The 12,208-nt window shown below is 40.7% G+C and carries 12 protein-coding genes; 4 read left to right on the top strand and 8 right to left on the bottom strand.

Features of this window, described 5'->3' with window-relative positions; genetic code table 11:
- Positions 1 to 9: 9 nt before the first annotated feature.
- The 8 genes from MHH37_RS05400 to MHH37_RS05365 form a co-directional block, all read right to left on the bottom strand.
- Entirely contained in the window at positions 10 to 738 is a 729-nt protein-coding gene (locus MHH37_RS05400) for a GntR family transcriptional regulator (RefSeq protein ID WP_014824455.1), read from the bottom strand.
- Positions 739 to 937: 199 nt separating this feature from the next.
- Complete coding sequence (locus MHH37_RS05395; RefSeq protein ID WP_342575320.1) at positions 938 to 3,235, bottom strand: DNA translocase FtsK; 2,298 nt, start codon at positions 3,233 to 3,235, stop codon at positions 938 to 940.
- A 599-nt stretch (positions 3,236 to 3,834) separates the two neighbouring features.
- On the bottom strand, positions 3,835 to 5,502 hold the full coding sequence (locus MHH37_RS05390; RefSeq protein WP_008403216.1) for a ribonuclease J: 1,668 nt from the start codon (positions 5,500 to 5,502) through the stop codon (positions 3,835 to 3,837).
- A 326-nt stretch (positions 5,503 to 5,828) separates the two neighbouring features.
- On the bottom strand, positions 5,829 to 6,740 hold the full coding sequence (dapA, locus tag MHH37_RS05385; RefSeq protein WP_008403217.1) for a 4-hydroxy-tetrahydrodipicolinate synthase: 912 nt from the start codon (positions 6,738 to 6,740) through the stop codon (positions 5,829 to 5,831).
- A 17-nt stretch (positions 6,741 to 6,757) separates the two neighbouring features.
- Entirely contained in the window at positions 6,758 to 7,798 is a 1,041-nt protein-coding gene (locus MHH37_RS05380; RefSeq protein WP_008403218.1) for an aspartate-semialdehyde dehydrogenase, read from the bottom strand.
- 84 nt (positions 7,799 to 7,882) lie between these two features.
- The gene (locus MHH37_RS05375) at positions 7,883 to 8,473 is read right to left on the bottom strand and encodes a dipicolinate synthase subunit B (protein ID WP_008403219.1); all 591 of its coding nucleotides are present in this window, start codon (positions 8,471 to 8,473) and stop codon (positions 7,883 to 7,885) included.
- On the bottom strand, positions 8,466 to 9,242 hold the full coding sequence (locus MHH37_RS05370; protein WP_014824458.1) for an NAD(P)-dependent oxidoreductase: 777 nt from the start codon (positions 9,240 to 9,242) through the stop codon (positions 8,466 to 8,468). Before MHH37_RS05370 ends, MHH37_RS05375 begins: the two co-directional genes overlap by 8 nt.
- Complete coding sequence (locus tag MHH37_RS05365) at positions 9,235 to 9,507, bottom strand: YlmC/YmxH family sporulation protein (RefSeq protein WP_008403221.1); 273 nt, start codon at positions 9,505 to 9,507, stop codon at positions 9,235 to 9,237. The genes MHH37_RS05370 and MHH37_RS05365 overlap by 8 nt, the downstream gene beginning before the upstream one ends.
- A 250-nt stretch (positions 9,508 to 9,757) precedes the next feature.
- On the opposite strand from MHH37_RS05365, the gene MHH37_RS05360 reads away from it, so the two are divergent.
- Genes MHH37_RS05360 through MHH37_RS05345 form a run of 4 tightly spaced genes read left to right on the top strand, consistent with a single transcriptional unit; the run spans position 9,758 to position 12,187 of the window.
- Positions 9,758 to 10,129, top strand: a complete 372-nt coding sequence (locus MHH37_RS05360; protein ID WP_342575318.1) for a GntR family transcriptional regulator — start codon at positions 9,758 to 9,760, stop codon at positions 10,127 to 10,129.
- Between the two features lie 2 nt (positions 10,130 to 10,131).
- Positions 10,132 to 10,974 carry an ABC transporter ATP-binding protein gene (locus MHH37_RS05355; RefSeq protein ID WP_340798036.1) on the top strand — a complete coding sequence of 281 codons (843 nt, stop codon included), beginning with the start codon at positions 10,132 to 10,134 and terminating at the stop codon, positions 10,972 to 10,974.
- The gene (locus tag MHH37_RS05350; protein WP_342575317.1) at positions 10,974 to 11,570 is read left to right on the top strand and encodes an ATPase; all 597 of its coding nucleotides are present in this window, start codon (positions 10,974 to 10,976) and stop codon (positions 11,568 to 11,570) included. The genes MHH37_RS05355 and MHH37_RS05350 overlap by 1 nt, the downstream gene beginning before the upstream one ends.
- On the top strand, positions 11,567 to 12,187 hold the full coding sequence (locus MHH37_RS05345) for a hypothetical protein (protein ID WP_342575316.1): 621 nt from the start codon (positions 11,567 to 11,569) through the stop codon (positions 12,185 to 12,187). The genes MHH37_RS05350 and MHH37_RS05345 overlap by 4 nt, the downstream gene beginning before the upstream one ends.
- Positions 12,188 to 12,208 lie beyond the last annotated feature (21 nt).

Below are 12,208 nucleotides of genomic sequence, written 5' to 3'. Positions count from 1 at the left end.
ATTATTGTTCTACACCCGTTTACGTACTACATGGAAGCTGAATTTGTCAGCTCTGAAATAATTTTTTGAATAAAGAACAACACGATCATTTTCATCATAGTGAAGTTGCTTTAATACAAGCAATGCTGTTTCCGGCCCACATTTCAATATCGGTGATACTTCATCGTGGAAGCCTACAGGATCGATATATGTCACTGCATATGCGACACGGATGGATCCGGTTTGCTCTAAAGCCGAGAAAATAGAAACGTTTTGATTACTTATAAATTCTTTTGGCAGTAAATTTGCCGGTACTTTGTCCACACAGTAGACGACCGGTTCATTGTCTGCCGTTCTTACACGTTCAATCGTGATAACATTGTCATCAATGTCAGCTTGGAAACGTTCGACATCATCTTCCGTGGCTTTTTCTTCCTTCGCACTGATGAAGATTGTGCCTGGATTCATACCAGCGTTTTCAATCATAGATGATACACTCGATAAATGTTCAATACCTGACGTAAAGACCGGCTTTGGATTGACGAATGTACCAACACCATGACGACGGACAATAATGTTTTCTTCTTCCAACAGTCGCAGTGCTTCACGAAGCGTTGCACGACTTACACCTAATGTCTTTGAAAGTTCGAATTCTGAGGGTAATTTTTCGTTCTCACGATAGGTCCCTTTATCTATATCTGACTTCAAACGATCAATAACTTGTAAGTATAAATGACGATGATCTGCTTTAATTGTCAATTAGTATCACCACCATAACATAGAGATCAGACATCTGATGTACAACATTCCTACTAATTCGTGAATAATATAACACTTTAAACGAAAAAAGAAAACATATTTCTTTAAATGTGTTACGTTAATGTGAAAAATTAGCGAATTTATTTCAAAACTTATAGAAAAGAATATATTCCGAAAAGTCCGATAATGTCAAGGTTTTCTAGTTAAATCGGTTCCCTAGAACTTGGCGCGGTTTACTGCCTTCAGGTGGTCCGACGACACCGCGTTGCTCCATTTGATCGACAATTCGGGCTGCACGTGAATACCCGATTCTAAATCGGCGCTGCAGTAAAGATACGGAAGCTGTTTGCATTTCCATTACGAGCTGTACTGCATCGTCATACAAGTCATCCGTTTCATCCATCACATCAACAATCGGTTCATCTGTCGGAATCATCGCCTCCTCATATTGTGCTTTTTGCTGTTCAATGACACTATTAATAATTCGTTCTACTTCATGATCACTTACAAATGCACCTTGCACACGGACTGGTTTGGATGCTCCTGCCGGTAAATACAGCATATCGCCGCGGCCAAGTAGTCGCTCTGCCCCACCCATATCCAAAATGGTGCGGGAATCGACTGCAGATGACACGGCAAATGCAATACGGGAAGGAATATTTGCTTTGATGATGCCGGTAATAACATCAACAGACGGTCTTTGTGTCGCGATAATGAGGTGAATCCCTGCTGCACGCGCCATTTGGGCAAGCCGTGTAATCGCATCCTCCACTTCACTTGACGCAACCATCATTAAGTCCGCCAGCTCGTCGACAATTACGACAATGTAGGGAAGCTTCGGCTGTTTCTCCATTGCCTCTTCATTGCTTATATCGATATATTCGTTATATCCTTCAATATTCCTTGTACCGGAATGTGAAAATAGATCGTAGCGTCGTTCCATTTCCGACACAACTTTTTGTAAAGCCTGTGCCGCTTTACGCGGATCTGTTACAACCGGTGCCAATAAATGCGGAATACCATTATATACACTTAGCTCCACCATTTTCGGATCGATCATCATCATTTTCACTTCACTTGGTTTTGCGCGCATTAATAGTGACACAATAATGCCATTGATACATACACTTTTACCGCTGCCGGTTGAACCTGCGACCAATAAATGGGGCATTTTGTTAAGTTCTGCCGCAATCGCCTGACCTGTTACATCGCGTCCCAAACTTACCAGCAATTTGGCCCCGACTTTCACCTGCTCATTTGCTTCAAGCACTTCACGTAATGTTACGACAGCTACTTCACTGTTCGGTACTTCAATCCCGACAGCCGACTTACCTGGAATCGGAGCTTCAATACGAATATCTTTTGCTGCTAGGGCAAGTGCCAAATCATCTTGAAGGCTGACAATTTTACTTACTTTTACACCAGTGTCCGGCATGACTTCATATTTTGTAACTGCAGGACCTAAATGAACCTGTGTCACTTTCGCTTTTACACCGAAGCTTAAAAACGTTTGTTCCAGTTTTTTTGCATTCATTTGAATGACCGAATATTCACCGCTTTGATCATGTTCTGGTGGTGGGTTCAGTTGCTGCATGGACGGTAAAATGTAAGTTTGGTCCGGTTCGGAAGTTACAGCCATGATCGGCTCACTTATTTTTTCTTCTACCTCAATTTCGCTACCCTTTTGCTTTTCCTGTTTTACCTGCTCCACAAAATTTGAAATGATCGGTTCATGATGTGGTGCTGGCGTTGCCGTTGTAATAATCAGGTCTTCCAAATCAGCCGCTTCCTCTTCTATAATCGGTTCGGTTTTAGAACGACGCTGCTTCTCTTTCGTTTCAGGTTGCGGCTTACTTCTTGTGCTGCGTTTCGTCCTTTTGAACTTTCCCTTAAGTTTCGGGGCTTTCTCCACTAATATTGGCACGAGCGCTTTTCCGGTAATTAAAATAATCCCGATTGCCAATAATACAAATGCGGCAATTTTAGCTCCCGAAGCATCAAATAAAACGTGGAACAGGCTGAATAATAACCCGCCGATCATCCCCCCGCCGAGCGCATTGCTGCGGTTTACGATTCCGTCCGTACTGATGAGAATTCTCCAAGTTTCCTTTAATACGGAATTGGACAACAATGTATTTGTTGCATGCATTTGTTCGAATAACAAACTATGACTGAAAATTGTCAAGCTTGCCCCGACAAACAGCACACCGTATACGACACGGGTATTGAATGCGACACCACGGCGTTTAACCATTAACATCCCTGCGATTAAAAAGCATAATAACGGAATGATAAAATGTAAATTGCCGAAGAAAAACATGGCAATTGAATGGAGCATTCGTCCAACAAGTCCGAACTCCAAAAATTCGATAATGGCTAATGCGATGAGCAGCAATCCGATAATTTCATATGCGAGCGGATGCATCTCTTCTTTTGTTTTTGGCTTTAGCGTCGGCTTTGCTTTTGCTTTTGACTTACTACTTTTCTTTTTATCCAATCGTTGTTCACCTACTTAAAAATTGTTCCATATTGTTAGACGCCAAAGTTGCAATATAGGCTTCCGAATTATGTTGATGTGTTATTTAAGCGTAAGCGATAACTTAGTTTGTGCTGAATTAAAATAGTTTTACCGCTATGTACCGAAAAATCAGTTTTTTTCACGTAATCTTCAGGTTTTACTGTCTTTATCCAGCTCTCGCGAATTTCAACTCTATAAAGAACATCTCGACTCCGGAAATTTAGTTAGAAAAAGGGCTTTCTCACGCTTAATGTAAGAAAACCCTTTTTGATTATTAGATATAGCGCATCCTCATGAGACAAGGATGATTTCCATTACGGGTCGGACGCTTTCCGCGGGCACGAGGCCAACACGATGTTGGTCACAAAAGCGTTGCCACAGGATGTGGCGTTCTTAGCTTTTGTTCCTTATGCTCAGGCATCCGTGCTCCTGTCGCTTCGCTTTCGTCGCAAAATAAATTTTGCTGTTCCCGCTGGAAGCTCGCTTGTAGCGAAAGGCGCTAGCCGTCAGCTACACTCGCCTCCCCTTCATTCCAATCATCTATTTTAATAGTTGATGTGGTTTTTTTAATATTTAAATTAGTACTCCATAATGATCGGAATAATCATTGGACGACGTTTTGTTTTTTGGAATAAATATTGATTTAGTGTGTCGCGAATTTCTTGCTTAATGTTTGTCCATTCGAACGTTTCTTTGCCGACATATTTCTCGATCACTTCGCGTGCGATTTCAGATGCTTCTTCCATTAACTGTTCTGATTCACGAACGTAAACGAATCCGCGCGATAAAATTTCGGGACCTGAAGCAATTTTCTTCTGTGCACGGTTTAATGTCACAACAACAATGAAGATACCATCTTGAGAAAGCAGTTTACGGTCGCGCAGTACGATATTCCCTACATCGCCTACACCGATTCCGTCAATCAGTACATTCCCTGCCTGTACACGACCTGTCATACGCACTTTGCCGTTTTTGTATTCAACAATATCGCCTTTATCTGCGATGAAGATTTGCGATTTTTGCAGACCTACTTGTTGTGCAAGTTTCGAGTGCGCAATTAACATGCGGTACTCCCCTTGAACCGGGATAAAGTATTTCGGCTTCATAAAGTTCAGCATCAGTTTTAAATCTTCCGCGCTGCCGTGACCGGAAACATGGACTTTCTTATTCGAAGTCATGACATGTGCGCCCGCTTTTGCCAATTGGTTCATCGTGTTATACATTTGCACTTCCATGCTTGGTGATGGTGTAAATGTGATCAGGACTGTATCTGTATTTCTGATTTTAATGTCACGGTGGTGTTTACGCACAATTTTATCTAGTGCATCAAGTGGTTCACCTTTGTTACCCGTTGCCATAATAATAATTTCGTCATCATGATATTTATGAATTTCGTTTACTGGTACAAGTGTTGATTCATCGATTTCCAAGTAGCCTAGGTTCACACCGATATCGACCATTTTTTCTAACGATTTTCCGACTACCGCGACTTTACGGTGCGATGCGGCAGCTTGTCTAAACACTTGCTGAATACGAATAAAGTTTGATGCATATAATGCTACGATAATTCGACCTGGTGCCGAATGGAACGTTTTTTGCAATTCTTCTGCAATAACTGCTTCACTTGTTGTATAGCCTGGACGTTCTGCTTCCATTGATTCTGATAAAAGCATGAATACGCCTTCTTCACCGAGCATCGCCATCTTTGCCAAATCCGGCTTGAACTTGCCTGTTGCCGACTGGTCAAATTTAAATTCACCCGTGTGAACGATAGCGCCTTCCGAAGTATGGAACACGATACCTAATGAATCTGGAATACTATGTGTTGTATGGAAGAATGTCACATAAGTAGAATTGAAGTTCATGCGACTATTGCTCGATACTTCAAAGAATTTCACTTGGTAAGGTGCAGGCAATTCTTTTAAATGCTCCTTCGCCAATGCAATCGTTAACTTCGAACCGTATACCGGTGCTTTAATTTTCTTTAATACATACGCAATCGATCCAATTGCATCTTCATGTCCATGTGTCAGGAAAATACCTTTTACGCGATCTTTATTTTCCTCTAAATACGTGATATCTGGAATGACGATATCAATTCCAAGCATTTCGTCTTCTGGGAACATGAGCCCACTGTCTACTACGAAAAGCTCTTCATCGATTTCTATTACATACATTGATTTTCCGATTTCGCCAACTCCACCTAATGGAATGACACGGATTAGTTCATTTTTTGATTTTGTCACTTTATTTCCTCCTAAATTGTTCCGAACAGCAACCACTTAAAGTTCATTATACGGTGAGAATGACGTTAGTACAAATAAAAAAGTGATTTTCTTTTTTTACGTTATGCCGGGCAAATTAAAATCGCAGCCGTTTTACTTGGCGCCGAAATTTTAATCCTCAGTTTAAACTGTGTAATCCTCAGCTGGTGACGGATATTCCTCAAGCATTGACGCATTATCCTCAGTTAGTTATGAATAATTCTCAGTTCATCCTCTATAATCCTCATTTCGCTAAAATAAAAAAAACAGTCACCCGCTTCTCATCGGAAGGAGTGACTGTGTATGTGTTAGTTTACTTGTAATGCGCGGAAACCTTTTGCTTTTTCCTGATACGTATCCCAAATTTCATCAAATGCTGCCTTTTCTTCCGGTAGCATTTCCATCATTGGCATCCGTACATCAAGCGTATCAAAGCCTAGTTTTGTCATCGCATATTTAATTGGTGATGGATTTGGTTGTGCAAACAGCGCACGAACGAGCGGCAGTAATGCACGGTGAATTTTTGCAGCCTCCTGATGACGGCCTTCTTCAAATGCGCGAACCATTTGCTGCATATCTTTTCCTACAACATGTGAAGCGACAGAAATAATACCGCGACCGCCGATTGCAAGAAGTGGCAATGTTAACCCGTCATCACCTGAGTACACATGGAAATCCGAATCGACATTTTCAATGATGTCGCCCATCTGATCCAGGTTACCGCTTGCTTCTTTAATGCATGTAATATTCGGTACGTCTTTGCTGATCGCAATCGTTGTTTCCGCTAAAATGTTGGCACCTGTACGACCAGGGACATTATATAGCATGACAGGAAGTTTCGTTTCTTTTGCGATTGTTTTAAAGTGGGCATACATGCCGCGCTGGTTTGGCTTATTATAATATGGAGTTACGAGCATGATTCCGTTTGCCCCATTTTCCTCTGCTTTATGAGTCATCATAATCGAGTAAGCTGTTTCGTTATCACCTGTACCTGCGATAACAGGGATGCGTCCTGCCACTTTTTCAACTGTAAAGCGCACGACCTCGATTTTTTCCTCAGTTGACATTGTCGGGTTTTCCGAAGTTGTTCCACAAGCAATAATTGAATCTGTACCATTTTCAATTAAATGATTAATGATACGTTCTAACTCAGGATAATTAATCGTACCGTCTTTTTTAAACGGTGTAATCATCGCTGTACCAATACGTCCGAAATCCATAACTAATAATCCTCCCCTTATAGTAAGTGATCCTCTAGCATAGCTTCTGCAATTTGAATTGAGTTGAGTGCAGCCCCTTTTAATAAATTATCTGACACAATCCATAAGTGGAATCCTTTTTTGTTGTCTAAATCTTGGCGAATACGTCCAACATATGTCGGTTCTTCATTTTCCGCAAAAATTGGCATCGGGTAAAGCTGTTCGCGAATGTCATCTTGCAGAACAATTCCCGGTGCATCCGTTAATGCGTCAAAAATTTGCTGTACTGTTGCTTCTTGCTCAAGTTCGATATAAACCGATTCTGAGTGGCCGGAAACAACCGGAACACGTACACATGTTGCAGCGACTTTCAGCTCAGGTGCTTCCATAATTTTTTTCGTTTCATTGATCATTTTCATTTCTTCATATGTAAAGCCATTGTCCGTAAATTTATCGATTTGCGGAATGACGTTACGTGCGATTGGATAATGTTTTTTATCTGATTTTACCGGCAAAACTTTCGCTTCAACGTTTTTACCTGCATCCCACTGTGCACTTTGCTCACGCAGCTCTTCAATTGCTGCCACACCAGAACCGGATACCGCTTGATATGTCGATACGACAACTTTTGTTAGACCGAACTTTTCACGGATTGGCTGTAATGCTGCAACCATTTGAATTGTCGAACAGTTTGGATTTGCGATAATCCCTTTTGGAATCGTTTTTAATGCATGGCGATTTACTTCCGGTACAACAAGCGGTACCTCTGGATCCATACGGAAATGGCTTGTGTTATCAATCACAATCGCTCCACGCTTTGCTGCTTCAGGTGCCAATACTTCTGATACAGCCCCGCCTGCTGAAAATAATGCTAGATCGATCCCTTCAAAGCTTTCCGGTTTCGCTTCTTCTATCGTATAGTTTTCACCATTAAATTCAATTTGTTTTCCCGCTGAACGAGCAGAAGCTAAAAACTTGATAGATGCAATTGGAAATTTGCGCTCAATCAGCTTCTCCATCATTTTTGAACCAACAGCTCCTGTTGCCCCAACTACGGCAACATTCAATTTCTTTGTCATGTCTCATCTCTCCTAAAATTATCGGTATGTATATAATGTTGGATATTGTATCATATATTATTAGAATTGTGCGAGATAATTTGATTATTTAAAATATTGTATAAATATCGGTTGAATCTGTTTTTTATGAGCGAGCGTATATGCTACAGTATCGAGCATTTTTGTGAAATCCGCTATAAGCGACGTCGGTTTTTTAATTGGATCGTCCTGACCGAATGGAATGAAGAAAATGTTTTTCGCATTCATTAATTTCATTAAATTCATCCCGTTTAACCCAAGCGCATCATTCGTTGAAATACCAAGTACTACAGGTGAACCATTTCGGAGTGTTGCTTTTGCTGCCATCAGTACGGCACTGTCTGTTGCGGCATTCGCAAATTTACTGATGGAATTCCCTGTCATCGGCGCGATTACCATACAGTCTAACGGATTACTCGGCCCAAATGGCTCCGCTTCCGCAATGGAACTGACAACCTTTTCCCCAGAGAATTCTTCGATTTTCGCAATCCATTCTTCACCCGTTCCAAATCGTGTAGCAGCGTGTAATACAGAAGGCGTTATAATCGGTACAACGGTTGCACCGGCTTCACGAAATTGGGTAATTTTCGGTATGACATCTTCATACGTACAATGTGATGCGGTAATTCCTAAACCAATGCGTTTTCCCTCAAGCATTTGCTTCCTCCTTTCGTAAATCTAGTATCGTTTCGTATAACAAGTTTGCTGCAGCTTGCGGAAAGTATTTCCCAGGTAATGCAGGTAGCAGCTCATATTGAGATAATTTGATATCGTTCAAACATCCCGGGCTTGATGCGACATCATAAATCGGACGGACCATCCATGATTCAAAATCCTTTGTCAGCCATTTTGTCGGAATCGTATTAATCAGAAAATCCGCTTCCATATCATTTTTCTCATTTAATTCAATACCAGTATAGCCATATGCAAGGGCCTCGGCTTTTTGCGTTTCCGAACGAACGGCGATGATGACCTTTGCATTGAGACGTGTTAAAAACAGGGCAAGCATTTTTGCTACACGTCCAAACCCTGTAATCATAATTGTTTTATACTGCACATTTACTTTTTCTTTATACAGGTGCGCTAAAAAGCCCTCTGCAGTAAGTGCGGCATTTTTCCAGATGAATGTTTCATCTTCCAAATAATAATGCAAGCACTTGTTTTCAAGTATTTCTTTCCACTGATCTGTCAATTTCCCCGCAAAAAACTGTGCCTGTCGAATGCCTAGAAGCTCCTCCACTTGAATCGTTAAAGGGTGGATCGGCAACACAATTTCTGTCGGGTGCAGCTCCAACGCCACTTTGTTCAGCGCTTCATCCCAAACAGTCGTGTTTTTGTAATACACCGTGCGATCATTTGTCGATAATTGCTTCGCCAAAAACTTCATCCGCTCATCTGTCCCGATCACAAGCCAGCGTTCAGTCATCATAGGCATGCTTTAATGTCGATGTTGTTTTTTGAAATAATACCCGGTCTTCCCCAATTAAAATAATTTCACTCCAGGGAATGTATTTTACCATACCTGCCTTTTTCTTTTGGAAGGGCATTTTCACCATTTGTGCCGGCATTTCAAATCCGACAATCTTCCCTGTTTTGGCATCAAAAATACATTCCGTCTCGGCTAAAAATCCATATCGAACACCGTTTTCCATTTCGATCAGTTCTTTTTCAGCGAGCTCCGATAAAAGCATTGCATCCCTCCTCTTGTAAGAGCCTACATTACTATATGCATTAACTTTGGCAGAAGTGAAATGGTTCATCATTTAAGTTTGAAGGACCTACTCACAGGAAGCGGCTCACACAGCACTCGTTCGAAAAAATAATGGTAGTAATTAACCTAATTAAAAAATCCCTCTGAAATTGCTTAATTTTTCAGTAGACATAATATGCCATATCTGTATATACTGTATATACACAGTTTGAACATGTGAGGTGAAACGATTGATAATCAAATTGAGCAATAGTAGCGAAAAGCCTATTTATGAACAAATTACCGATCAGCTAAAACAGGCCATTTTGACAGGCACACTATTAACCGGTGATTCTCTACCTTCTATTAGGGCGTTGGCGAAAGAATTGAAAATCAGTGTGATGACAACGAAGAGGGCGTATGCCGATTTGGAACGGGACGGCTTTATCGTCACGATTGCCGGGAAAGGGAGCTATGTATCAGAGCGCAATCAGGATTTCCTGCGTGAAGAGCTGATCCGACAAATTGAAGTTCATTTCACAAAGGCGGTATCCATTGCCAAAACGGCAAATGTGCCAAAAGAGGAACTGCATGACTTACTCGACTTACTATTGGAGGAATGATGATGAATGCAATTGAAGTAAAAAATGTTACGAAGCAATTCAAAAAATTTCGTTTAAATAATATTTCGTTCACTGTTGAGAGCGGGACCATTGCAGGCTTTATCGGGCAAAACGGTGCCGGGAAATCAACGACGATCAAACTGATGTTAAATTTGCTGAAAAAGATTGACGGCGACATTCTTTTATTCGGAAAAGATCATATCGAACATGAGGTGGAGCTAAAGGCGCAAATCGGGGTCGTGTTTGATGAACTGCATGTACCGGAAAGCTTTACACCAAAGGAGCTCGATGTCCTGTACGGGAATGTGTATCCTACTTGGGACCGTCCTTATTTTGACGGGTTGCTGGAGCAGCTGGATGTACCGAAGTATGACAAGATTAAAACGATGTCAAAAGGAACGAAAATGAAGCTCGCTCTTTCACTGGCACTAGGACACCGGCCGAAGCTTTTGCTGCTTGATGAACCAACGAGCGGGCTTGACCCGATTGTGCGCGATGAAGTGCTAAGTATGCTTCAACACTTTATGGAACAGGAAGATCATGCCATTCTCTTTTCTTCGCATATAACAACGGATCTAGAAAAAATTGCGGATACGATTACATTTATCCATGAAGGCGAAATTTTGTTCAGTGAAAATAAAGATGACCTGCTGTACGGTTACGGGATTTGGAAAGGAACGTATGAAGAAGCGAAAGTGATACCGAACCATTCGATTATCGGCCAACGGGATTATGTATTTGGAATCGAGTACTTAGTCTTGCGTGAATTTGTGAATCCAGTGATTGAATTGCAAAAACCGACGATTGATGATTTGATGTTGTTTTTCGTAAAGGGGCGAAAATAATGAAAAAAGTGCTTCTTCATTATTACGAACAGGGGTTGGCTTCCTGGCTTTTGTTTACACCACTTGTAGCATCTTTTTTTGCTCTTCCTTTATTATTTGAAGGTGCCGAAATGGCTGCATACTTAATACTGTCCATCAGTATTACAGCGCTTTGTGCCGTCTATTTGGATCAACGTGAGAACCAGCTCGTCATGACAAGTTTATTTCCGATTTCCAGAAAGACATTTTTCATTGTGGATCTCTCTTTTTTAGGTCGTTACACACTATATTATATCCTTTATACAATCGTAGCAACGACCGCTATTCAAACATTACTGGAAAAGCAGCTTGTTTTGCCTTCCGTCAGACAGCTATTAGTAAGCTTCGCCATCAGCTTTTTTATTATCGCTTTTTTCCTGCTGTTTCGTCGCAGCAAGTTTGGGCAAATGATAAACTTCTCTATATTTCTTATTCCATTAGGATTATCTCAACTACTTGTATTTTTAGGAAGCTTATCTACTTTTCAGAGTTTCAGTTTATTTATGAGTTTACTGATACTTCTCATCATCGCAGCAAGCATTACTTACTTTCGTGAATACTGGAGGGACGTCCCATGATTGCAATGCTTAAAATGCATTTTTATTTATCAAGAAAGTTATTCATCACTGTTTTTTTATTCTTTTTAATCATGATCGGAATTCAGTGGGCGATCATTAAAGAAGTTAATTTAGGTTTTTTGACACTCTATTTTTTAGCTTTGTCGCCCGCATTAGGTGTTAGCTATTTACTTGAAAACCATTTTATAAACCGATTCCGTGTCATGCCGATTGACCCAAAGACTTTTGTGAAAAGTTTATTTATTTTCAGTTTGCTGCTTATGCTGATCATCACGGTTCCAATCGGGATTTATCAAACTTATTTATATTTAAATAATCAAATGGGAGGCATTGAACTTTCATTAATTTCAATTGTCTTTGCTGCTGGAATTGCTTCTATCGGCTCGATGCTGAAAAACTATTTAAGCAATCCGACAAAGGGTACGAAAAGCATATCAATTGGGACAATTATCGGTTATTTTTTTATCTTTACCTTTGTTCATTTACTGATCATGCTTATATTTAGTATGATGGACATTGAGCTCATAGGGGCACCGATTGTTCCAGTTTTAGGATTGATTGTTTATTACCGCTACTTTAAAACAGCCATCACAAAATTTAAAGCTGCCGAATTTTAAAAGGACAGCGCATGCTAACTA

Origin of the sequence: Solibacillus sp. FSL K6-1781 (assembly GCF_038630735.1) — a bacterium.
Lineage (GTDB): Bacteria > Bacillota > Bacilli > Bacillales_A > Planococcaceae > Solibacillus > Solibacillus silvestris.
The sequence above is the reverse complement of the archived record's forward strand: the minus strand, read 5'-3'. Positions and strand labels throughout refer to the sequence as shown.

What these genes read in the sequence shown, in the direction of transcription:
- MHH37_RS05350 (WP_342575317.1), top strand. Translation starts at nt 10,974, where the DNA reads ATGAAAAAAGTGCTTCTTCATTATTACGAACAGGGGTTGGCTTCCTGG.
- MHH37_RS05355 (WP_340798036.1), top strand. Translation starts at nt 10,132, where the DNA reads ATGAATGCAATTGAAGTAAAAAATGTTACGAAGCAATTCAAAAAATTT.
- MHH37_RS05345 (WP_342575316.1), top strand. Translation starts at nt 11,567, where the DNA reads ATGATTGCAATGCTTAAAATGCATTTTTATTTATCAAGAAAGTTATTC.
- MHH37_RS05375 (WP_008403219.1), bottom strand. Translation starts at nt 8,473, where the DNA reads ATGCTTGAGGGAAAACGCATTGGTTTAGGAATTACCGCATCACATTGT.
- dapA (WP_008403217.1), bottom strand. Translation starts at nt 6,740, where the DNA reads ATGGATTTCGGACGTATTGGTACAGCGATGATTACACCGTTTAAAAAA.
- MHH37_RS05370 (WP_014824458.1), bottom strand. Translation starts at nt 9,242, where the DNA reads ATGACTGAACGCTGGCTTGTGATCGGGACAGATGAGCGGATGAAGTTT.
- MHH37_RS05365 (WP_008403221.1), bottom strand. Translation starts at nt 9,507, where the DNA reads ATGCTTTTATCGGAGCTCGCTGAAAAAGAACTGATCGAAATGGAAAAC.
- MHH37_RS05380 (WP_008403218.1), bottom strand. Translation starts at nt 7,798, where the DNA reads ATGACAAAGAAATTGAATGTTGCCGTAGTTGGGGCAACAGGAGCTGTT.